This window comes from Candidatus Methylospira mobilis (assembly GCF_009498235.1).
Lineage (GTDB): Bacteria > Pseudomonadota > Gammaproteobacteria > Methylococcales > Methylococcaceae > Methylospira > Methylospira mobilis.
Map to the genome: position 1 here is coordinate 1623151 of NZ_CP044205.1, position 22925 is coordinate 1646075.

Sequence of the window (22925 nt, forward strand, 5' to 3'; positions counted from 1 at the left end):
CCATGTTTTCCATGATTTACGCTGAAGAACAGAATAGTTATTATGGATTCCTGTCTATTGAGATATAGTCAGTGTCTTTAGAAAAAGAGATTTGGCGGCGTTCATGACTTCTACGTTGGTTTGGTAAGAGCGTGATGCCGATATCATGTCGACCATTTCATCCGCCACATTGATATTGGCCATGGATACGAAACCATTGGCGTCCGCCGATGGATCTCCCGGGTTGTAAACCATTTTGGGAGGAGTTGAATCTTCGACGATTTTTTCTACGGTAACGCCTGTAGACGCGTCGTCGCCTAATGGTGTGGCGGTAAATACGACATGCTTGGCTTTGTAGGGCGTTCCTCCGGGCGGGGCGACGGTTTCGGCGTTGGCCAGGTTACTGGCCACGGTGTTGAGCCGTTTCGACTGCGAGATCATTGCCGAACCGGTGATATCGAAAACCTTCAGTAAAGATGACATGACGGCTATCCTTGAAGAACGGCAAGCATATCCTTGACTTGCCCTGTGATCATCGTTACGCTGGTTTCGTAGCGCAGGCTGTTTTCAGCAAACAGGTTGCGTTCGACGTCCATGTCGACGGTATTGCCGTCCGCCGAGGGCTGAATAACCTGTCTGTATAACAGATCTGCACCGAGCGCGTCCGTTGAGGCTGTCGTGTTGTTTGCGCTTTTCAGTTTCTTTGCGAGCACTGCATTAAAGTCGAAATCTCGGGCTTTATAATTGGGCGTATCGGCATTGGCGATATTCGATGCCAGGACTTCTTGCCGTCGTGCGAGCAGGCTGATCGTCGTCTGTTGGAAATTCAGGTAACCATCAAGTTTTGAGTTCATCTCAACCCCTCCGGAATTTTTCGATTATACTAACTCAAGGTAGACGGAAACGAAAGTGGCAAAGGGGTATATGCGCAACTTTAATTTACAACTTGGCTTTGAAGGAAGGTGCATGAGACGGGCGTTGGGTTTGTGCGTTAATGGTTTGTTGCCGCTATGACGCTACGGGGGGGTACTGGATTTTTAGCCGGGTTGTTGCTGATGACGCCGTCGCTGTTTGCTGCGGCTGATGCCATGCCTGAACCGCTTCAAAAACAGAATCTTGCCGAGTTGGTCCGGTTGGTCGAAGTCTTTTTACAGGCTAAGGCGTCAGCTTCATCAAGGCCTGTGCAGGTTACGGTTTTCCCTCCTGACGATCGTCTGGAGTTGGCCTCTTGTGCTGCGCCGGAGGTTTTTTTACCTCAGGGCGGGCACTTGCAGGGGAGGGTAACGGTCGGCGTGCGTTGCAAGGCGCCTGTTTCGTGGACTTTGTATGTTCAGGCGAATGTCGGCGTTATGATGGAGTATCTGGTTACCGCGTTACCGCTGGCCGCGGGGCATGTTATCGGGTATAACGATTTGACCACGGTTACTGCCGAACAATCTCCCGTTACCGCTTATTATGTAACGGACCCGTCGCAACTGGTTGGCCGTACGCTTGCGATGACCATGGCGGCGGGAACGCCTTTCCGGTTGAACGCATTGCGTAAGAACGATGTCGTGAAACAGGGGCAAACCGTCCGTGTGATGTCGGCTAGGCAAGGGTTTCGTATTTCAACCTCGGGGGTGGCGCAATCCGGCGGGGTAGAAGGAGATACTGTGAGCGTGAAGCTGAAATCGGGCAAGATCGTGGCGGGGACGGCACATGAGGGCGGCACCGTGGAATTGTCCCAATAAGCCGGGTAAATCGTTAAAGTTTTTCTGTGTCTGGCCGATAAGACACTCAGTGCGTGGGAATGATTCGCGGAGTTGTTCCGGGAACGCTGGTTTAGGGGGATGTGATGAAAATTAACAATGAAGTAGACATAAGTTTAAAACAGCAATACTCGTTAGGAAAGGGCGATGCGAAATCAGGCAAGACAGGCGCGGGCAGCACTGGCTCTGTTTCGGGGGCAACGGATTCAGCGTCTTATGTTTCCTTATCGCCCGCATCTCAGGCAGCGTCAACGGCGAGTACTTCCGGCGTGCATGATAGTCAGGGGCCTTTTGACGCAAAAAAAGTCGAACAGATCAAATCGGCGATAGCCAGCGGCCAGTTTCAGGTCAATGCGGGGAATATAGCCGATAGCCTGATTACTTCTGTACATGGCCTGCTGAGCAGCGGTGCCTGAAATGGTCGCACTGCTTGCAGAGCTGCAAGGCGGGCTCAAGGCGGAGTCCGCCGCCGTTCAGGATTTACTGGACGTGCTGGAGGCGGAGCGCGAAATTTTGTTGAAGCCGGGAGTGGATGGGCTGGATAGCGTGGTTGCGAGGAAAAATGCGATGGTCATGCAGGTTTCCGAACTGACTCGCCAGCGCTACTCCTTACTGGTCGCGTCAGGCTTCTCATCCGATGAGGATGGCATGAAAGCCTGTGTGTCGGTTTTTTCCGGCGACCCAGCGTGCGGCGAAGTGGAGCAGGCATGGAAGGCCTTGGGCGCGATTGCCCAGAAAGTTAAAAAATGCAATGAGTTTAATGGCCAGTTGGTGTCGCGATTACTGGCCCGCAATCAGGATTTGCTGGCCGTGTTCGGCATGGCCACGCAACGGGGAGGTGGGCTCTATGGTCCTAATGGCCGCGCTGGTCAGTTTATCAGTCCTGTAAGGCGGGATTTTTCTACAGGTTAGGTTTGGCTGCAGGTGATCCGGAGTTTGGTGATTCGGAGTCTATAGTGCTGTTCTGAGATTCCGGACTTTGCATGACGATAGGACTGGTAATATGAGGCGACATGATTCCTACTGTCACGCGCCGGTTTTTTGCGCGCCCTTCTGCGGTTTCATTCGACTGCACAGGGTCGTTCGCACTATGTCCTGTTGCGGTCAGTCGCTCATCCGCAATGCCGTTTTGAGTGAATAATCGGACCACGGCACCTGCTCTCGCTGCGGAGAGCTCCCAGTTTGAAGGAAATATACTATTTTTGATCGGAACGTTATCGGTATAACCGTCTACCTGGATAGTATAGTTTTTTTGCGCCAGAATCTGGGATGTCGCGCTTAATGCGCGTATGGATTCTTCGGTTAATTTATAGCCGCCCGGAGTAAATAATACGCTGGCGTTAATCTCTATGCGGACCCCGCGATTTGAGCGGGTAACGCTGACGCTGCCGCCCTTTATCATCGAAGCCAGAGCCGATCGAATGTCGTTGGCAACGCCGTCCATCTGCTGTTTTATCTGTTCCGTTTCCTCTTCTTCCTGCTGCGCAGCGTTATTTGCCGACGGACCGCCGCCCGGCGGTTCTGCAGGCAGCGGGGGCTGTATGGATATCAGGTTATCGCCTCCGGGCAAGGCGGGTGCTCCCGGAGCGTTGTTGCCTTTGCCCGCGCCGCTTTCCGGTTGAGGGTTCTGGCTCAACGTTTTTGACATTTGCAGCATCACGTTTTCAGGCGCCACAGCGGACGCAACCGTTTCATTGAGTGTTGCTGCAGGTTCGTTCGAGGTGGCAGGAGCCAACTCCAGCTCGGGCTTCGGAATGGGGAGCGCGGCGGCGGGCGGGGGAGCCTGCCCAAACGCATTCAGCACCGAGGTGGTCAAAATGCGGTATTTTACCTCGTTGACCGAAGATACCGAGTACATGACCACGAACAATGCGAACAGCAAGGTACTGAGATCGGCATAGGGCATAACCCAGCGGTCAGGGTTGTCGTGCTCCTCTTCGTATTCCTTGCGCGCCATGATGTTATATTCAACTATGTTTTAGATATGCGGCTATATGATCTTCAAGTACTCTGCGGTTTTCGCCTGAGGCGATCGATACGAAAGCGTCCAGCAGCATTTCACGCTTGCTGATTTCAAGCCCGTTTATGGACCTCAGTTTATTGCTCACCGGTAGTAGAAACAGGTTGGCCAGACCGACGCCGTAAACGGTCGCTACGAAAGCAATGGCGATTCCACCGCCGATTTTACTGGGGTCCCCAAGGGTGCCCATGGCATGGATGAGGCCAAACACGGCCCCGAGTATACCCATGGTGGGGGCATACCCTGCTGCAGCCTCCCATATTTTGATGGATTGGCGTTCGAAACGTTCGAAATTGCTGAGTTCGATTTCGAGTATCTCTTTCAGTTTCGGAGGCGGCGTACCGTCGATTATCAGTTGCAGACCTCTTTGGATAAAAAGATCATCGGTTTCTTCCAGCAGCGGCTCCAGCTTCATCAACCCATCGCGTTTACCGGTTATCGACCAGCGCTTGATATCTTCGATTAACGGCAGCAGTTCATGTTTGGGGGGACGTAAGATCCAGCGCAGCATTTTTACGCCGTGCAGAAAGGTATGAATATTGACTTGCAGTAAAACCGCGCCTACCGTCCCGCCGACGACGATGACAAACGCTGCGGGTTGCAGCAGCATTTCCAGACTGCCTCCATGCAGCAGTTGACCGATAATTATGCTGCTGATCGCTATGGTGAGGCCGATAATGCTTGCAATGTCCATTTTCAACTCCGCAAATGCGATCTGATACGCGCTACCGCCTGACTATGCATCTGTGAGACGCGCGATTCGGTAACGCCCAGGACGGCGCCTGTTTCCTTCAGGTTCAGTTCCTGTTCGTAGTAGAGACCCATTAACAGTTTTTCCCGATCGGGCAAGGCTTCTATCGCTTCGACCAAATGATCGCGAAAGTCTTCATCCAGCAACACTTGCAGCGGGTCGTCGCCGATATGCGATGCCGTATATCGGTCCAGGAAGTGCTCGCTTTCTTCGTCGGCCTGAAAGTCTTCATAATAGAGCAGCTGATGACCCGAGTTGTTGTCCAGGAATTTTTGATATTCTTCGAGAGAAATGCCCATGGTGGCAGCGATTTCGGATTCGCGCGGTGCGCGTCCGAGTTTTTGCTGGGTCGCATTGATGGCCGTTTCAATTTTGCGCATGTTATCGCGCACATTGCGCGGCAGCCAGTCGTTGCTTCTTAAATCGTCAAGCATGGCGCCCCGTATGCGTTGTACGGCATAGGTCTCGAACTGTGCTCCGGTGTTTTCGTCATAACGGCTGATTGCTTCCATTAATCCGATCATGCCGGTCTGTATCAAGTCGTCGACTTCCACGCTGGCAGGCAGTCTGGCCTTCATCTGGTATGCCAGTTTCCTGACCAGCTCGGTATGCTGGTCGAATAAATCGTTTACTTCGGGAAGTCCGCTTGATTTATACATGGTTTAGTTCGATATTAGCTGAATGGCAATACGCTTGTAGGCTAAGGATGCTTCGGCCAGCGGAAAAGCGTCGGTGATCGCTTTCCCCAGTCGGGTTGCCTGTTTCAGATGAGGATCGTTGGGTATGGATCCTACGCAATTAAGCGCAACAGCAAGGTGGCGTTTTGCGGCGGTCGCCAGATTTTTTGATACGACATCGGCTTTTGTTTCGTCGGCGTTGCTTACGACGATGTCGAATTGCCGCCGCCCCAGTTGCATATGCAAACGTTTGATCAATGAATAGGCCGAAGTGATGGATTCGGCTGTAGCCGCCAGCTGTAACAGCAGCATGCCTTCCTCCATGGTTTTGAGAGGCAGCGCGCCGTCAGTGTCGGGTTCTCCGTCGACCAGTATGACCTGGGCGGCCTCATTCTGGATGCTGTTGAACGCATAGGCCAGCTTCGGTTCCTTGAGGGGGCTGCCGCTGAACAGACGCATGAAATCGAAACCATCGCGCACGCGCTGGCGGGCTTTGTCAGGCGAGGCTCCCTGGGTGACCGCGTCTTCCAGGGTGAGGGCCGATGCGCGCCAGAAATGCGTAGCGATGCCGGTATTGCCGGTTCTTGCGTCAACCAGCAGAACATCGTTGCCGGTTCGCGATAAGGATGCGGTCAAATTAACCAGCATGGAATCTTTTTCTGAGGCCGGCAATGTCGATACCAGGGTAATCAGGCGCGAACGCGGCTCGGAAAAAATTCTCCGCAAGCCTTCTGCCTGATCGTGCCGCAGATCCGTACTCGTAGTCATGGCGTGCCAATCAGCTCAATATTTTGTGGGCGCTCGCGTTTGGAGTGAGTCATCATCAATGTGACTTCACTGTCCCTCAGCCAAAAATTACGCGATACTTTTTTTTCGTCGAAGGCCATGTCGATCAAGGTTTTTGCCTCGGCAAGAGCAAGATCTTCCGGGACGCGTTGTCCGACCGTCATGTAATAAAGCGGCAGTTTTTTTCTGATCAATACGTCGAGAACACCGCCTATGGAGGCGGCTTCGTCGATCTTGGTAACGATGGCGCCGGTAATTCCCTCTCCATAGGCCTCCGCAACTTCTTCCAGAGTACCCATGTGCGCGGTCGCGTTCAGACACAGCAAGCGTTTCATATTGACGCCCGTACCCTTCAGCATGGCAAGCTGGCTGCTAACCTGATCATCGCGCTGACTCATGCCGACGGTATCGATCAGCACCGTGTGTTTGCTTTTGAGTTCTTCGAGCGCGATGCGCATTTCTATTTCGTCACGCACGGTGTGTACGATGACGCCCAGTAACTTGCCGTAGGTGCGCAGCTGTTCATGTCCGGCAATACGATAGCTGTCAGTGGTGATGAGCGCCAGTTTGCTCGGTCCGTGACGCATCACAAAACGCGCCGCCAGCTTGGCGGTTGTCGTGGTTTTGCCCACCCCGGTGGGGCCGACCAGCGCATAGCAGCCGCCTTTTTCCAGTAGCGTGCTGTCGTTCCGGCTCAGCAAATTCTGGGTAAGAATCGCTCGCGCCCAAGCCACGGCATTTTCACTGCGATCGCCTTCTCCGACAGTATATTTTTCCGATAAATAGCGGCTGAGTCCCGAACTAAAACCCGCGCCCAATACTTCACGAATAATGGCGACCTTGCGCGGGTCCTGGTTTTGCGTCGATGCCCAGGAAATATCGGCGAGCTGGGTTTCCAGCATTTCGCGCATGGAACGGATTTCACCGAGCACCTCGGCAACTTCTGCCGGTACCGGTTGTCGTTGCGGTTCTGCTTGCTTAGGCGTATCTCTGATGACGGGCGCGGGAGTAGCTCGGCTACGTGCCGGGTGGGGCTCTGTGGCCTGCGGCGGCGCAATTCTTTTTTCGGTAATGGTAGCTGGCTTATCTTCGCTTGCTTGCGCCGGCATATTATTGTCGTCGTTTACCAGTACGATCAGCTCCACGCCGCCTTCGATACTGCGGTTTGAAATCATCATGACGTCAGGGCCGAGTTCATTGCGCGCATTTTGCAGCGCCTCGCGCGAATTACTGCCGTAAAACTTTCTTACCATCATGTGCGGCCTCCGATCAGGCCGCTTACCCGGATGGTGCGCGTATCGGGTAATTCAGCATGCGAAAGTATGTGCATTTGCGGAATCGCCCTGCGCAAAAAGCGTGAAATCAACGTGCGCAACGGGTGAGGAACGAGCAGGATGGCAGGCAGGCCAGCCTGTTCCATTTCCTGTGCCGCCTGCGCCGTCTGGCGGATGACGGAATCCGCCAGCCCCGGTTCTATGCCGGTGCCTTCAGGACCGCTGGTATGCAGGGCGCCCATTAACAGACGCTCGAGCTGCGGATCCAGAACCATTACCGGCAGTTCGTCGCTGGATGGGAATATTTGCTGAATAATGGCGCGGCCCAGAGCGATGCGCACCGCAGCGGTCAGTTCGGACGGATCCTGGGTGCGGGCTGCAAATTCGGCTATGGTTTCGAGTATTGTTCTCATATCCCTGATATGTACGCCTTCTGAGAGCAGATTTTGCAGAACCTTATGTATTGCCGATAGAGAAACCACCTTCGGCACGAGGTCTTCTACCAGTTTTGGCGATTCCAGCGCCAGATGATCCAGTAGCTGTTGTACTTCCAGGCGTCCCAGCAACTCATCCGCATGCATGGTGATCAGGTGGTTCAAATGCGTTGTCACGGCCGTACTGGCGTCGACAACCGTGTAGCCTTTGCTCTGCGCCTGATCGCGTAATCCCGCCTCGATCCATACCGCCGGCAATCCGAATGCAGGGTCCCTCGTTGCCGTGCCCGGCAAGGGGCCGCTCACCATGCCGGGGTCGATTGCCAGAAACTGCCCTACATAAGCTTCGCCGCTGCCAATTTCAACGCCCTTCAAGGTTATCCGGTAAGCCGTTGGTTTAAGTTCAAGATTATCGCGGATATGAATGGGCGGCGCAAGGAAACCGATGTCGCGAGCGAACTTTTTGCGTATGCCTTTAATACGCCGCAGCAACTCTCCGTTTTGCGCTTGGTCTACCAACGGGATCAGGCGGTAGCCGACTTCGAGTCCAAGCGTATCGACCGGCACAACGTCTCTCCAGGTGGCTTCTTCCATTTCGGCCGGTTGCTGCGGTTTTTCCTGCACGGGTTCCGCCGGAGGCTGCTGCTGTGCTTTTTTGTTCAGCATATAGGCAGCTCCGCCTGCCGCCGCCGACAACAGCAAAAAAGGAACATTGGGCATGCCGGGTATCAGTCCCATCCCGCCGACTATTCCGGAAGTGATAGTCAGTACTTCCGGTTTGGCGAATAACTGGTTTATCAATTGTCCGCCGATATCCTGATCGCTGGCGACGCGCGAAACGACGACGCCGGCGGCAATCGAAATCATCAGCGAAGGGATTTGCGCAACCAGACCGTCGCCTATGGCCAGCAAGGTGTAGTTTTCCATGGCCTCGGCAAAATCCATGTCATGCTGCAGCACGCCGACAAACAGTCCGCCGATGACGTTGACGACGACGATGATGATGCCGGCCACCGCGTCGCCGCGCACGTATTTGCTGGCGCCGTCCATGGCTCCATAGAATTCCGCTTCCTGTGAAACTTCAGTCCGGCGCTTCCGCGCATCCTGCTCGCCGATAAGTCCGGCATTCAGATCGGCGTCGATCGCCATTTGCTTGCCGGGCATTGCATCCAGGGTGAAACGGGCGCCGACTTCGGCAATACGTCCCGCGCCCTTGGTTACAACGACGAAGTTGACGATGGTCAGAATAATGAACACGACTATGCCGACCGAATAGTTGCCGCCGATCAGGAAGTGCCCGAACGCCTCGATTACTTTGCCTGCCGCGTCCGTGCCCAGATGTCCGTGCGTAAGCACCACGCGCGTTGACGCAACGTTGAGCGCCAGTCTCAGCAGGGTGCTGATCAACAGCACTATGGGAAAGGCCATGAAATCGAGCGGTTTGACGGTATATAAACCGGTCAACAGCACGATGATGGATAGAGCGATGTTAAAGCTGAAAAAAATATCCAGTGCAAACGCCGGCAGCGGTAAAATCATCATTGCAAGCAGCATGATAATCAGAACCGGTGCAGCCAGGCCCTGGCTGCCCTTTACGCCAAGCCATTTGGGGAGCGTTAGTCCGGCCATTTATCGTGTTGCTGGTGGGTCATTGGCATGTCCGACATATTCGGAAGTGGTTGTAAAAACAGTAACTAATCAGCTACCGGTATTGGATCTGCGGGGAAGGCTGTCAAGACACGCCGTAAATCCATTCGTGAGAGCCCGGCCCGCAGCCTCTATTGTAAGGCCGCTCCCCGGTGACACTGAAGCTTTACCAAAATATTACTCAATGGTAATATTAACATCCGGCGGCACCTGCAGGTATTCCGGTATTTCGAAATGATCCGGCGTTTCCGGTTGCGGCCCGCCGGAAGCCTTAAACGCCTTGAGCTGGAATACATAGGCTATCACCTCCGCGACGGCGGAGTAGAGCTCAGTCGGGATTTGATCGTCCAGCTCTACATGGCGGAACAGTGTTCTGGCCAGCGCGGGGGCTTCGAGGATCGGAACCGCATTTGATATTGCAAGCTTGCGAATCTGTGCCGCAAGTTCGCCTGCGCCCTTGGCGACGACATACGGCGCGTTCCCTCTCGATTGTTCATATTTTAACGCAACGGCATAGTGAGTCGGGTTGGTTATGACGACATCCGCTGTGGGCACCTGCGTCATCATGCGCCGGCGAGCCATTGCGCGCTGCTGCTGACGGATGCGGCCCTTGATTTGCGGGTTTCCCTCGCTTTCCTTGGATTCCTGTCTGATTTCTTCCTTGGTCATTTTCAGCTTGTCATGATAATGCCAAATTTGATAGGGCGCATCAATCAGCGCAACAATTCCGAGGGAGCCGGCCATCGAAAAATAAGCGAACCATAACAGTTCCGCCAGATGGCCCCCGTCTTCTCCCATGGGGTCAAACAACAAGCCGATGACCTCATCCTGCTGCCGTTGCAGCACCAGCCATACGATGGTCCCGACCAGCAGGGTTTTTGCAATGGCTTTGATCAGCTCGACCAGCGTGTGCGTGGAAAACAGGTTGCTTACCCAGTTTATCGGGTTCATCCGTCCGAAGTTGGGCGCCAGGGAGTTGCTGCTGAAAAGCCAGCCGCCTATGGCCAGGGGCGTGGCGATTGCGCCCAGCAGCAATATTGCGATTACAGGCATGAACGATATAAGTACATTCTGCGCCAGCGAGGGCAACTCAGGATTGAACAGGTGCTCGGGGTCGAATGCAAACGCCCCCGTCAGCAGTGCGTTCAATTGCCGGATTATGTTGCCGATGCTGATCCAGAGACCGGCGCCTATCATCATTAAGGAAGCGAAAGTGACCAGTTCCCTGGATCGGGGAACATCGCCTTCTTCCCGCGCTTTTTCCAGTCTGCGCGACGATGCGTCTTCGGTTTTTTCCTGGTCGCTGTCTTCGGCCACTCTGCTCTCCGGCGCTGTAGATGCCTATTTTGAAAACCTGCGAATGGATAACATAAACTTCAGTCCATGTATAGGAATAAATACGAAGTGGCGACAAGCATCGTGTAACAAGCATCGTGTCATCAGTGCCTTTTTTGCCATTGGCATGAGTTTGTAGGATAAAGGCTTATGTCATATTTAGTTATTATCCTAGCAAACAAAAGGTGTTAGTCTTGTTTCCATCGAAAACTGTGGGGCGTAGACTGCAACTTGAGCGATACAGCCGCCTTCAGGCTATTACTTAAGAGTTAAGAGTAAGGAGAACACCCATGAGCACAGTTTCCAGCGCAACATCCACTACCGGCACCACTAATTCCTCCAGTTCCACGTCTTCCGTTTTTGGCGGAAATGCAACCCAGTTACAAAGCGAATTCATGACCTTGCTGGTTGCGCAGCTGAAAAACCAGGACCCGAGCAACCCGATGGACAACTCCCAGATGGTAGGCCAGATGGCGCAGTTGTCGCAGTTACAGGCGACAACCAATCTCAATACCACGGTGCTTTCCGGTTTCGATACCAGTTCCATGCTGCAGGCGGCCGGAAAAATCGGCAGCAAGGTTTTGGCTCCGGGATCCGTAATCAATCTTTCCAGCGGCAGCGCCAGTTTTGGCGTTAATCTTGCGTCTGCGGCGGACAGCATGCAGGTCAGTATTGTGGATTCTACCGGCAGTACAATAGATACCATCAACATGGGCGCCCAGAGCGCGGGGGTCATACCGCTGAGCTGGGATGGTAAAACCAGCAGCGGCACAACCGCGCCGGACGGCAATTACTCGTTCAAGGTAGTGGCCACAAAGAACGGCGCCGCTGCTACCGCCACCAGCGCGGCTACCAGCGACAGCGCCGTTGCCGCCACCACGTTGTCGGTGGGTACCTTGCAGGCGATCAGCAATAGCTCCGCAGGCATACAGGCCAGCGTGACAGGCATCGGCGGGCTGGACAGCAAAGGCAACCCGATCAGTTCCAGCGTCGCATTGTCCAGTATTCAACAGTTTCTTTAAATTTCGAGTATATTATTACCGGGTTCACTTTAGGAGGAACAGATTATGGCTACTTACGACATTGGTAGTAATCTTACCATCGGCAGCTATCAACTTCTGGCGCAGAACAATATCAATGTTCTCGGCGACAACATTTCCAACGCCAGCACCGCCGGCTATAAACAGACCGAGTTTTCATTCCAGTCCGCCTTATCGACCGCCAATATGGCGGTGGGGAATTCCGAAGTTTTTACTCAGGGCTCGATCACCAATAATTCCAACCCGATGGACGTGGCGATTAACGGTAACGGTTTTTTTGTGACCCAGACGCTTAACGGGCAAACCAACTACACGCGCGATGGGCAGTTTACGCTGGACCCCAGCGGTAACCTGATGACTTCGACCGGTCAGTATGTGATTGGCACCGACGGCAAAATGATCAATCCGTCGTCGTTGGCCGCGGCCAATGCGCCGGCTGCGATCGGCACGGCCGCTGCGCCCACTTTTACCGGCTTTACCATGACCGCCACCGGGGGCATAGCCATCACCTACTCGGACGGTTCCAGTCTGACCGTACCCGCGCCGGCTTCCTTGTCAGCAGGCGTTGCTTCCGCTTCCGATCTGGGTGCGGCGAATGCCCCGGCGGGAACAACCTATACCGGCTTTTCGCAGGGGTCAGCCGGTACGGTATTGAGCTACTCCGACGGCTCGACTACGACCATACCCTCGTTTTCGACCATGACGGGCGTTATGGGGCCGGGCGCGGATCCGAATGGCAACGGCAAACAGGTTTTGACTTTGCGTTTTCCGGGTATCGCGGCGCCTACGGCCAACGCGGCGGTTACGGCGGTGACCACTGCGTCAGGAACGCCTGGCGTGGCAAATCCAGCAGCGCTTACGGCGGCGAATGCGGCGCTGGTCGCCGCAACGGCTAAGTTGGCGATTGTAACGGCTGCCAGTACCGCTTTGCCAAATGCCTTGGCTACGGCTGCAGATGTGACTGCCGCCACGCAGGTGCAAACTGACGCGACTGCTGCTGTGGCTGCGATTACTACCGCGAATACGACGCCTACCGTAGCAAACTGGGCGGCGGCATTGACTGCGGCGAATCTGGTGGCTACGGATAGCGCGCTGGTACCCAATCTGGTTAACGTTTCGGCCCCCACAGGTACGAGTAAAGCGGGGTTTTCATACAATGCAGCGACAACCACCCTGACCTGGACCAATGGCAACGGTTCTACGATTACCGGCATCACCGAGAACACGGCGGGGTTGGGTATTTCGTCGACCGGGGAACTGGTTGTCACCGGCAAGCCGTCTTCCCCGGTAGCGGGTTCCCTTGGCGGCGCCGCAGGCATCGCGCTGGTGAACTTCCAGAATCCCAACGGTCTGGCGCAGACGCAGCCTGGAGTGTGGCAATGGACGGCCTCGGCGTCCGCCGCCCCGCCGGCGTTGACGGCGCCCGGCGATCCCGGCCTGGGCGTGCTGCAAAGTTCGGCGCTGGAATCGTCGAATGCGGATGTGACGGCGCTGATGGTGCAATTGCTGGAAGCCCAGCGCCAGTATCAGGCGACTGCGCAGGCGCTGAAAACAGCGGATCAGGATACGCAAACCATGATCAACCTGCGATAGTTGCGAGCTGATCCAAGCCGGGTGAGGCGTAAACGGCTACCTGAAACGCGTTTCCCTTCGGACAGGGATAGTTCCGGCATGAATGGGGTGAGCGCGTGTCCAGCGCTTGGTAGCTCAAATATTTTTATCCTCACCCTAACCCCGTTCCGCGCCCCGTGGACTGTGCCGCACCACAGTCCTGCCACGGCGGCGCGTAGCATGCTTCGCGAATTCCCGTCCCCGTCTCTGAGGGAAAGGGACGTTTTAAAGCAGGAGTGCCAGTCATGAGTATGGATCGTTCCATTTATGTAGCAACCAGCGGCGTCAAACAGACCATGGACGCCATGTCGACGTCGGCAAACAATCTGGCCAACGTCTCCACCACCGGATTTCGCGCGCAGATCGAATCATATACTTCGGTGCCGGTGACCGGCGAGGGTTTGAATACGCGCGCGATGGCGGTCAGTTCCACCGTGAGTTCGGATTTTAAACCGGGTCCGTTACAGCCGACCGACAACCCGCTGGACATCGCGGTTCAAAACGAGGGCTGGATAGCCGTAACCGGCAAGGACGGCAAGGAGGCCTACACCCGCAATGGCGCGCTTGTGGTCGAGCAAGGCATCCTGAAAAACGTCCAGGGGCTGGCGGTGCGCGGCGATGGCGGGCCTATCAAGGTGCCTACCGATACCACGCTGATGATCGGCGCTGACGGTACGATTTCCGGTACGCAGGCCGGCATTAACAGCACCACGGTTCAGGTGCTCGGGCGTATCAAGCTGGTCAACCCGCCGACCAAATCCCTGGAGCGCGGCGAAGATGGTCTGTTCCGTACCAAAGGCGGCGGCGCTGCGGCCCCCGATGCCAAGGTCAAGCTGGTGAGCGGCGCCCTGGAGGGCAGTAATGTCAACCCGGTTGAGGAAATGGTCAACATGATCAGCCTGGCGCGCGAATTCGAAATGCACACCAAAATGCTGCAGACCATGGATACGCAGACCGGGAAAGCGGATCAACTGCTTACATTGACATGATTTTAATGTAGAGATAACGATTGAAGTTAAATATTAAGCCGGCAGCATTGGTTACGAACTCCCGATATGCAAAGTTGTCTAATGGGTAATTAAGGATTATGAGGATAAAGTCATGATGAGGTCTCTCTGGATATCTAAAACGGGCATGGATGTCCAGCAAACACAGATGGATGTGACGTCCAATAATCTGGCCAACGCCAGCACTACCGGATTCAAGAAATCGCGCGCGATCTTTCAGGACTTGCTGTACCAGACCGTGCGTGCGCCGGGCGCGCAATCTTCCCAGCAAAGCCAGCTTTCATCGGGGCTGCAACTGGGTAGCGGCTCGACCATCGCTTCTACAGAACGTGTTTTCACGCAAGGCACGCTGCAGCAAACCGGGGATCAGCTATCTATAGCAATCAATGGCTTGGGTTTTTTTCAGGTCTTGATGCCGGACGGCTCGCTGGCCTATACCCGTGACGGCACCTTCCAGACCGATAATACAGGACAGTTGGTAACTTCGGCAGGTTATGTGCTTCAGCCGCCGATTACCATACCGCCGGCTTCCACGGGTATAACCGTAGGCACCGACGGTACGGTAACCTCGACTTCCATGGTAAACGGTATCAACTCTTCAACGACGCTGGGCCAGATTACGTTGAATACATTTATCAATCCTCCGGGTTTATCGGCGCGCGGTGAAGGTTTGTATTCGCAAACGCAGTCTTCTGGGCCTCCCACCCAGGGTATTGCCGGTCTGAATAATGTAGGCTACATACAACAGGGCTATATCGAAACCTCCAATGTGAATATCGTTGAAGAGATGGTTAACCTGATCCAGAATCAGAGAGCTTATGAAATCAACAGCAAATCCATTCAGAATGCTGACCAGATGTTGTCGAAGCTCTCTCAATTGTAGTTCAGGATGGCGCGACGGCGGGTGGTTGGGCTGACGGCGGCGCCGCAAAGAGGGTTCAAGGCCAACTAACTAACTGTAGGGTGAGCAAAATGTCGGTGGTTATGCGGTGGCTATTCATAGCGGGTTTAAGTGCAGGCATGGCGGCTTGCGCATTCACGCCCAGTACGGTAACCAATATGACGCCGGTCAACAGGCCGCAGCCCGCGGCGCATGCGTCCAATGGCACCATCTATCATAATTCCGCTTTTCGTCCGGTATTCGAGGATTTGCGCGCGCGCCATGTCGGCGATGTCATCACTATCGTGTTGAATGAAAGTACGGCGGCCGGACGTTCGGATGCCAGTACTTCCGCGAAAACCGGGGGACTCAATACGCAGTATAGCGCTGCGGCGTCGGGAACCGGCATGCCGACCTACGGTTGGAAGGGCGCGGCCAGCGTTACCAACAAAAGCAGCGTCCAGGATACCGGCACGGTAAACAATACCAATAACTTCAGCGGCAATGTCAGCGTGCAGGTTACCGATATCGATGAAAACGGCAACTATGTGGTCAGTGGCGAAAAGCAGCTCGCTTTTGACAAGGGCGTCGAGTACGTGCGTTTTTCCGGGGTGGTTTTCCCTTATACTGTGACCTCGGATAACACCGTGCTGTCCTATCAGGTAGCCAATGCCCGAGTGGAATACCGCAGCAGCGATCAAATGGATGTCGCTACCGTAATGCGTGCTTTTTCGAGATTTTTTCAGAATACCATACTGCCGTTTTGAGGAGCGTCATGCGTAATATATGGCCGAGGCCGATTATGATAGTGCTGTTAAGCTGCTTTCTGTGGCTGCCCGGCATTACGCAGGCGCAACGTATCAAAGACCTGGTTGACGTGCTGGGCGTTCGCGAAAACCAGTTGATCGGTTACGGTCTGGTGGTGGGGCTGGACGGCACCGGCGACCAGACCACGCAGACGCCGTTTACCACGCAATCCATCAATAATCTGCTCAAGCAATCCGGCGTTTATCTACCGGAAATCAGCAGCACCACCATGCGTCTCAAAAATGTGGCCGCAGTGATGATAACGGCGTCCATGCCTGCTTATGCCCAGATCGGGCAAGCGATCGACGTTACCGTATCCTCCATGGGCAATGCATCAAGTTTGCGCGGAGGAACGCTGGTGATGACGCCGTTGAAGGGCGCGGACGGGCAAATCTACGCGGTGGCTCAGGGCAATGTATTGATAGGCGGCTATGGCACGAGTCAGGACGGCAACTCGGTAAAGACCAACCAGCTGAATGCCGGCCTGATTTCCGACGGGGCCACCGTAGAACGACTGGTGCCTACCACGCTGGCCGAAGATGGCGTGATACGCTTGGAGTTGACCAATGCCGACTTTACTACCGCAAGCCGCGTCGTCAACGCCATTAATCAACATTTCGGGACGTCCACCGCATTCGCCCAGGACGAGCGGGTCATAACCGTGCGCGTACCCCAGAGCGCTTCGAATCAGGTTGCTTTTCTGGGTGAAATGGAAAATCTCGAGGTAAATCCCGGCCAAATTGCAGCCAAAGTGGTGTTGAATGCGCGCACCGGATCGGTGGTGATGAATCAGGTGGTCAGGCTCGATCCTTGCGCGATTTCGCATGGCGATTTGACGGTGGTGGTCACTTCTACGCCGATTATCAGCCAGCCTGGCGCATTTTCGGACGGCAGGACCGTCGTGCGGCGTCAAACCCAGATTGGCGTTAACAGCCAGCCGGGCAAGGTGATGGAACTGGATGGCGGTCCGACCTTGTCGGATGTGGTCGAGGCCTTGAATTCGATAGGCGCGACCCCGCAGGATCTGTTGTCCATACTGCAGGCGATGAAGGTGGCCGGCGCCTTGCACGCCGATTTGGAGATAATCTGATCATGATCAAGCAGACCGATATTGCCGGCGGAATGGCCCTTGATAGCCAGGGTTTGGACAAGTTGAAAGCGGCCGCAAAACAGAATTCGCCTCAGGCGCTTAGCGCTACCGCGCAGCAGATGGAGGGGGTATTCGTCAATATGATGATGAAGAGCATGCGTCAGGCAACGCCGCAGGGCGGATTGTTTCAAAATAATCAAACCCAGCAACTGTTTACCAGCATGCTTGATGCGCAGCTCAGCCAGAAAACCCATACCGGGCTGGCCGATATGATGATCAAGCAGATTGCGCGGCAGCGCGGCGATAATGTTAACGGCGGACACGATCCGGTTGCGGTGCAACTTAACCGGCTTGGCGGCATGGACGCGACCGGGGACGGGGCCGATCTTCCGCAGAGCGCGGAAGAATTTTTCGCAAAACTGGCGCCGCATGCCGAAGAAGCGAGCCGGCGTACCGGCATACCCGTGCAGTTCATGCTGGGTCATGCAGCGTTGGAAAGCGGCTGGGGGAAAAGCGAAATACGATCTTCCGCAGGCAAGGCCAGTCATAACCTGTTCGGCATCAAGGCCGGTGCGAGCTGGAACGGCGGTACGGTCGATTGCATGACCACGGAATATGTCGATGGCGTGGCGCAAAAGCGGGTAGAGCGTTTCCGCTCGTATGACAGTTATCAGGCGGCGTTCGAGGATTACGCCAATCTTTTGAAAAATAATCGCCGTTATCAGGGTGTGCTGGATAATGCCGGCGATGCGCACGGTTTCGCTTATGGATTGCAGCGCGCGGGATATGCAACCGACCCGGCTTACGGCGCCAAGCTGAAAAAAGTGATACAGCAGGCGATCAACGTCAATGCCGACAATACTTCCAAAGCCTGAGCAATGATTAAAGTTTTCGCCGCATTATCCGTAAGTCCAATTATAGAACAGATTCGATATCAGGAGGTGTGAAATGGGCTGGGATACTCTGAACATAGGTTTGAGCGGTTTGCAGGCGGCCCAGATAGGGCTTAATGTAACGGGCAACAATATTACCAATGCCTCCACGCCCGGTTATAGCCGTCAGCAAATTACCCAGGCCGGCGCCAGCACCGCGCTTTATAGTGGTGTGTATGGTACGCTGCAGATGGGTGTCGATGTTACCGGGGTGCAGCGCGTCTACAGCGCAGCCCTGGGGGCGCAGGTACGCCAGACTCAGGCGGCGTCAAGCGGCGTGAGCATTTACTCGACCCAGGTGCAGAATCTCGATAGCGTTCTGGCGAATACGACGGGCGGAGTCGCGTCGGCTCTGACAAAGTTTGGCAGCACTCTGCAATCCCTGGCGGCCAGCCCGTCCAACACCGGCGTCCGGCAGGCGGCGATGTCCGCCGCGCAGGCTTTGGTCAACAGTTTTCAGTCGGCGAACACGCAGTTGTCGCAGATCAATAGCGGTGTTAATTCCCAGATACAGGATAGTGTCAACACCATCAACACCCTGGCGACCCAGATTGCCCAGGTGAACTCGGCGATTGCGCAGGTGGCGGGTTCCGGGGCAAGCAACACCCCCAACTCGCTGATGGACCAGCGCGATCAACTGCTGCAAACATTAAGTGAGCAGGTAGGCGTCACCGTGAATACCGAAGCGGATGGGTCGATGGTCGACATTACCATAGGCAACGGCGTGCCGCTGGTTACCGGTACCCAGGCTACCCCGCTTAATGTGAGCTATGCCAACTCGCCCTCTCTTGCCGGTCAAACCCAGGCGGTGGTGCAGTTTCAGACGGCTACCGGCGGCACGCAAACGATAGTGGACGGCGCTATCGGCAGCGGAGGCACCCTCGGGGGCTTGCTGCAGTTCCGCAATGCATCGCTGAATCAGGCGCAAACCGCAATGGGGCAGATGGCGACGCAGATAGCGAACAGTTTCAATGCGCAGAATGCCTTGGGTCTGGATGCCAACAGCGCGCAGGGCGCGGCGATTTTCAGCGTCAGCGGCAATTCCCTGCAGCTGGCGACCAGCGATTCGAGCAAACTGGCGGCCGCCGCGCCGATAGTCACCGCAAGCTCGGGGGGGGCTATGTATAACGCCGCCATTGAAGGCGTTTCCGGCGTGACGGCGTCGGCGACTTCGGTGCAGGCGGCGCTTACGGCTGTGCAGGCCCAGGTTACGACGCCGAGTGCAGGAAATATAACGAATGCGACTACCGCGGTTGCTGCGGCGGTGACGGCGGCGAATACTGCGTTGACCAATGTGACGGCCGCTGCCGCAGCATCTCCTCCCACGGCAACGGCTGCTGACGTGACCGCCGCTACAGCGGCAAATACCGCTGTTTTGGCGATGTCAACCGCGATTAACGCCGCCACTGCAGTTCCTGCGACGGGAACCTGGGCCCAGGCATTGACAGCGGCGCAAACTGCGGCTACCGCCGCGAATGCCTCCACCAATACCGGGAGCGGCGCTATCAGCGCCGGCTCGGTAAGCACGGGCTATTTCAACTCGGCAATCCCGACTACCGTTCCGCCGTCAACGTTGAAGCTGACTTTTACCTCCGCGACCACTTATACGGTGTCGGGTTCTCCGACTGCAAGCGACAATACCGGCGGACCCTATACCTACACACCCGGAGCGCCTGTTTCGTTGAACGGCGGCACCATCAGCTTTACCATCAGCGGCGCGCCGAACTCGGGCGACTCGTTTAACGTTACCCAAAATCTCAACGGCATAGCCGATGGCCGCAACGCCACCTTGCTGCAGAATATGCAAAGTTACGCTCCGGCTACGGCGGTCGGCGTTTCCACTACATCCGCCGCTGCGGCCATTGCGGCCAATGGCGCGGGCGTGGACCCGACTTACACCGGAACGCCGTTGCAGGCAGGGCAAAGTATCAAGCTGACGTATAATGCCAGCGGCGGTTTTGATGTGACCGATCCTTATGGCAACACCACTGCCAATGCCGTTACTTCCTACACCAGCGGTTCCGTTATCCGCGTAGATGGTTTGAGTTTTTCCATCACCGGCGGCCCGGTTGCGGGCGATACCTTTACGGTTACTGCGTCCGGCATACAGGCGCAGGCCGCCGCCGCCAATACCGGCGGAGCGTCGGTTGCGGTCAATGGTTCGGGTATCGATCCGACTTATACCGGCGTGCCTTTACAAGCCGGGCAGGCGGTGCAGCTGGTGTATAACTCGGCGACTTCGAGTTTTACTGCGACCGGTCCGGACGGCAACCAGTCCATCATCGCTTATACCAGCGGTTCTCCCATTACAGTCGATGGCCTGAGTTTTACCATCACCGGCGCCGGCGCTGCAGCGCCTAAGACCGGCGATACTTTTACCGTGGCGCCCAATGTCATATCCGGCAACAGTTATTCGGGCGGCTACTCAGCGCTGGTGAATCTGATCGGCAACACCACCAGCGTAATGGCCAGCAATAACACCGCGCAAAGCGCATTGCTGAGCAGTGCGCAAACGGCTCAGCAAAGCCAGTCCGGCGTCAACCTGGATGAGGAGGCCGCGCATTTGATCCAATATCAGCAGGCATATCAGGCATCAGCCAAGGTGATCACGATCGCTCAGCAAATGCTCGATACCCTGCTTGCGATACCCGCTTAAAGGAGGCTACTGCCATGCGTATTACCAGTTCCATGATTTTTAATCAGAATGTCGTCCAGCTGAACACGCTGCAGTCGAGTCTGGCTGTCACGCAACAGGAGGTTTCGACCAGCAAGAAGGATCTGACCGGTCAGAATGCGACGCTAGCCTCGCAGGTGATGAACATCCAGCAGATGCAGGACATTAATACTCAATATACCAATAACCGGGTAAGCGCCCGCACCAGTTTGCAGCTGGTCGACGGTTCGCTGCAGAATGCGGCAAACGTATTGACCAGTCTTAGCACTCTGGTCGTTCGGGCGCAAAACGGCACCCTGGGCGACAGCGACCGCAGCGCGATTGGAGGGCAGGTTCAGGCTGATCTGACACAGTTGCTGACGATAGCGAATTCCACCGACGGCGCCGGTAATTACATATTTTCCGGCTATAAGTCGGGGACGCTGCCCTTTGTCCAGCAGACACCGGCTAACGCAGCAGGCAATGTTACCTATAACTATAACGGTGACCAGGGGCAGACCAGCGTGGAAGTATCCCAGGGCCAGCAGATGCCGACCAGTGTTGCCGGCAGTTCGGTGTTTGGTGCGTCCGGTTCTACCAACATTTTCAGCCAGTTGTCGGCGCTGGCAACGACGCTGAACTCTCCGATAGCAGGTTATCAGAGTCCCAACCTGACCGCCGCCCAGAACGCGGCGATGACAAGTGCGCAGCAAAGCGCCCAGTACGCCCAGGATCTGACTACGGCCAGCGCGGCTATCAGCCAGACCTTGGCCAATGTGACCAATGCGAACGTCAAGGTAGGCGATAATGAGCAGCAATTAAACTCACTGGATACCCTGGGCGCGAATTTGACCATCAGCTATCAGCAGATGATGTCTTCAACAGGCGGTATTAATGAGGTGGAAGCGATTACGGAATTGAACCAGCAGCAACTGGCGCTGACCGCCGCTGAAAAATCGTTTGCCCAGGTCTCCAACTTATCGCTATTCAATTACATTCAGTGATGCTCCGGGTTTGGGTGGGTAAATCCATTCCGGATCGGGAGTTTTGAATAGTCATCTCAAAGGTATGGTTGCCGGTTTGTGCGAGCGAACCGGCAAGCCTTTTATCTTTATTCTCTATATAATGAACTAGCTGCAGCCAATGTGAACAGGCGGTTCTTGACTGCTCTCCCTGTCTTCGATTATCGTTGTCATCGTTGATAACAGGTATTCAGCTGCGCGGCGCCTGCTTGGTGCTTTGTAAATTTTCCCTTATACTCGGACCGATAATGAGTGTAGCTGTCAGAAGTGTGCTTTCCGATATTTCCGGGCAGGGTAAATATCACTTGCGCGAGGTGGAAGAGGATCTTGCCCAGACGCATCTGTTGTTGACTGAGGCCATCGGCAAGTTGGCGCTTAGTTTCGATGGCATCTGTCAAGCAGTTGCGATGCATCGCAAGATATTGGATGACCTGAAATGTGCGGGCATCGAAAACGTGGACGGTTGCGACGGAAAACAGGTTATGGCTTTGAGAGCGTTGAGCCAGGACTTGGCCCGGCATATCAGCGCCGCTGTCACCGGTCTGCAATTCGAGGATATGACCAGCCAGTTGATAGGCCGTATGCAAAAGCGCGTAGAGGGTATGCGTATCATGCTGGCCTTGCTGGAAGCTACGGATGCGCTGGAAAAGGAAAATGCGGAGTTTGTCGAGCAGGAGGTGGCGCTGCTGCAAATGAGTCAGCAAATCAGGGCTGAGAGTCAAAGAGTGGATGCCCAGCTTAGAAAAGCTGTAGGGCAAAAACATATGGAAAGTGGCGAAATCGAATTGTTCTGAACCATCTAATGGAGAGTCATACCTTGACAGTAATTACCAAGACTATCCTGGCAGTCGATGATTCACGATCATTGCGCCAAATGGTTACCTACAGTTTAGCAAGTGCCGGGTATGAAGTGACTGAGGCGGTGGATGGCCGGGATGGCTGGGAAAAGTCGCAAATCCAAACTTTCAATCTGGTGTTGACCGACCAGAACATGCCTCAATTGGACGGGCTGGGGTTGATCCGTGCGCTACGGGCTACCGATGTGTACCGTACTACGCCGATCCTGATGCTTACCACCGAATCAAGCGATGAAATGAAAATGATGGGCAGACAGGCGGGCGCAACGGGGTGGCTGGTTAAACCGTTCGACCCTCAGAAATTGATCGACGTGGTCAAAAAAGTGATTGGTGATCCGAATGATTGATCGCGATAATACCGGCATGAAAAAGGGG

General features: G+C 55.1%; 23 protein-coding genes. 14 read left to right on the forward strand and 9 right to left on the reverse strand.

All coding sequences use genetic code 11. The features are described from left to right. Positions 1 to 54: 54 nt before the first annotated feature. Both flgC and flgB read right to left on the reverse strand, forming a co-directional pair. Entirely contained in the window at positions 55 to 462 is a 408-nt protein-coding gene (flgC, locus tag F6R98_RS07150; RefSeq protein ID WP_153248418.1) for a flagellar basal body rod protein FlgC, read from the reverse strand. A gap of 5 nt (positions 463 to 467) precedes the next feature. Next, positions 468 to 833: a flagellar basal body rod protein FlgB gene (flgB, locus tag F6R98_RS07155; RefSeq protein ID WP_153248419.1), complete on the reverse strand. Its 366-nt coding sequence runs from the start codon at positions 831 to 833 to the stop codon at positions 468 to 470. A 201-nt stretch (positions 834 to 1034) separates the two neighbouring features. On the opposite strand from flgB, the gene flgA reads away from it, so the two are divergent. From flgA to F6R98_RS07170, 3 genes are all read left to right on the forward strand, one after another. Then, positions 1035 to 1709: a flagellar basal body P-ring formation chaperone FlgA gene (flgA, locus tag F6R98_RS07160; protein WP_228125148.1), complete on the forward strand. Its 675-nt coding sequence runs from the start codon at positions 1035 to 1037 to the stop codon at positions 1707 to 1709. 104 nt (positions 1710 to 1813) lie between these two features. Beyond that, on the forward strand, positions 1814 to 2143 hold the full coding sequence (gene flgM, locus F6R98_RS07165) for a flagellar biosynthesis anti-sigma factor FlgM (protein ID WP_153248421.1): 330 nt from the start codon (positions 1814 to 1816) through the stop codon (positions 2141 to 2143). Position 2144: 1 nt separating this feature from the next. After that, the gene (locus tag F6R98_RS07170; protein WP_153248422.1) at positions 2145 to 2639 is read left to right on the forward strand and encodes a flagella synthesis protein FlgN; all 495 of its coding nucleotides are present in this window, start codon (positions 2145 to 2147) and stop codon (positions 2637 to 2639) included. On the opposite strand, the gene F6R98_RS07175 is transcribed toward F6R98_RS07170, so the two are convergent. The 7 genes from F6R98_RS07175 to flhB all read right to left on the reverse strand — a co-directional run bounded on the left by F6R98_RS07175 (position 2629) and on the right by flhB (position 10633). Continuing rightward, entirely contained in the window at positions 2629 to 3684 is a 1056-nt protein-coding gene (locus F6R98_RS07175) for an OmpA family protein (RefSeq protein WP_153248423.1), read from the reverse strand. The two genes, F6R98_RS07170 and F6R98_RS07175, sit on opposite strands and share 11 nt — an antisense overlap. Before the next feature lie 10 nt (positions 3685 to 3694). Beyond that, a complete protein-coding gene (locus tag F6R98_RS07180) occupies positions 3695 to 4441 on the reverse strand; it encodes a flagellar motor protein (protein WP_153248424.1) in 747 nt (248 codons plus the stop codon). A 2-nt stretch (positions 4442 to 4443) separates the two neighbouring features. Then, entirely contained in the window at positions 4444 to 5157 is a 714-nt protein-coding gene (locus F6R98_RS07185) for an RNA polymerase sigma factor FliA (RefSeq protein WP_153248425.1), read from the reverse strand. Between the two features lie 3 nt (positions 5158 to 5160). Further along, entirely contained in the window at positions 5161 to 5943 is a 783-nt protein-coding gene (locus F6R98_RS07190; protein ID WP_153248426.1) for a MinD/ParA family ATP-binding protein, read from the reverse strand. Next, positions 5940 to 7217, reverse strand: coding sequence for a flagellar biosynthesis protein FlhF (flhF, locus tag F6R98_RS07195; protein WP_153248427.1), 1278 nt, complete (start codon positions 7215 to 7217; stop codon positions 5940 to 5942). The genes F6R98_RS07190 and flhF overlap by 4 nt, the downstream gene beginning before the upstream one ends. Next, complete coding sequence (gene flhA / locus F6R98_RS07200; protein WP_153248428.1) at positions 7214 to 9298, reverse strand: flagellar biosynthesis protein FlhA; 2085 nt, start codon at positions 9296 to 9298, stop codon at positions 7214 to 7216. The genes flhF and flhA overlap by 4 nt, the downstream gene beginning before the upstream one ends. A 195-nt stretch (positions 9299 to 9493) precedes the next feature. After that, positions 9494 to 10633: a flagellar biosynthesis protein FlhB gene (gene flhB, locus F6R98_RS07205; protein WP_153248429.1), complete on the reverse strand. Its 1140-nt coding sequence runs from the start codon at positions 10631 to 10633 to the stop codon at positions 9494 to 9496. A gap of 308 nt (positions 10634 to 10941) precedes the next feature. Between flhB and F6R98_RS07210 the strand changes: the two genes are divergently transcribed. The 11 genes from F6R98_RS07210 to F6R98_RS07260 all read left to right on the forward strand — a co-directional run bounded on the left by F6R98_RS07210 (position 10942) and on the right by F6R98_RS07260 (position 22897). Continuing rightward, positions 10942 to 11673, forward strand: a complete 732-nt coding sequence (locus F6R98_RS07210; RefSeq protein ID WP_153248430.1) for a flagellar hook assembly protein FlgD — start codon at positions 10942 to 10944, stop codon at positions 11671 to 11673. 45 nt (positions 11674 to 11718) lie between these two features. Further along, complete coding sequence (locus tag F6R98_RS07215; RefSeq protein ID WP_153248431.1) at positions 11719 to 13284, forward strand: flagellar hook-basal body complex protein; 1566 nt, start codon at positions 11719 to 11721, stop codon at positions 13282 to 13284. 263 nt (positions 13285 to 13547) lie between these two features. Continuing rightward, positions 13548 to 14291 carry a flagellar basal body rod protein FlgF gene (locus tag F6R98_RS07220; protein ID WP_228125149.1) on the forward strand — a complete coding sequence of 248 codons (744 nt, stop codon included), beginning with the start codon at positions 13548 to 13550 and terminating at the stop codon, positions 14289 to 14291. A 112-nt stretch (positions 14292 to 14403) separates the two neighbouring features. Then, positions 14404 to 15192, forward strand: coding sequence for a flagellar basal-body rod protein FlgG (flgG, locus tag F6R98_RS07225; protein WP_153248432.1), 789 nt, complete (start codon positions 14404 to 14406; stop codon positions 15190 to 15192). 89 nt (positions 15193 to 15281) lie between these two features. Further along, complete coding sequence (locus tag F6R98_RS07230; RefSeq protein WP_153248433.1) at positions 15282 to 15956, forward strand: flagellar basal body L-ring protein FlgH; 675 nt, start codon at positions 15282 to 15284, stop codon at positions 15954 to 15956. A 35-nt stretch (positions 15957 to 15991) separates the two neighbouring features. Continuing rightward, positions 15992 to 17086: a flagellar basal body P-ring protein FlgI gene (locus F6R98_RS07235; RefSeq protein ID WP_228125150.1), complete on the forward strand. Its 1095-nt coding sequence runs from the start codon at positions 15992 to 15994 to the stop codon at positions 17084 to 17086. 2 nt (positions 17087 to 17088) lie between these two features. Next, complete coding sequence (gene flgJ, locus F6R98_RS07240; RefSeq protein WP_153248435.1) at positions 17089 to 17961, forward strand: flagellar assembly peptidoglycan hydrolase FlgJ; 873 nt, start codon at positions 17089 to 17091, stop codon at positions 17959 to 17961. 73 nt (positions 17962 to 18034) lie between these two features. Beyond that, positions 18035 to 20674, forward strand: coding sequence for a flagellar hook-associated protein FlgK (gene flgK / locus F6R98_RS07245; RefSeq protein ID WP_153248436.1), 2640 nt, complete (start codon positions 18035 to 18037; stop codon positions 20672 to 20674). 14 nt (positions 20675 to 20688) lie between these two features. Next, the gene (flgL, locus tag F6R98_RS07250; RefSeq protein ID WP_153248437.1) at positions 20689 to 21675 is read left to right on the forward strand and encodes a flagellar hook-associated protein FlgL; all 987 of its coding nucleotides are present in this window, start codon (positions 20689 to 20691) and stop codon (positions 21673 to 21675) included. A 266-nt stretch (positions 21676 to 21941) separates the two neighbouring features. Continuing rightward, positions 21942 to 22487 (forward strand): chemotaxis protein, encoded by a 546-nt coding sequence (locus tag F6R98_RS07255; RefSeq protein ID WP_153248438.1) that lies wholly within the window; start codon positions 21942 to 21944, stop codon positions 22485 to 22487. A 23-nt stretch (positions 22488 to 22510) separates the two neighbouring features. Next, positions 22511 to 22897, forward strand: coding sequence for a response regulator (locus F6R98_RS07260; protein ID WP_315699479.1), 387 nt, complete (start codon positions 22511 to 22513; stop codon positions 22895 to 22897). Positions 22898 to 22925 lie beyond the last annotated feature (28 nt).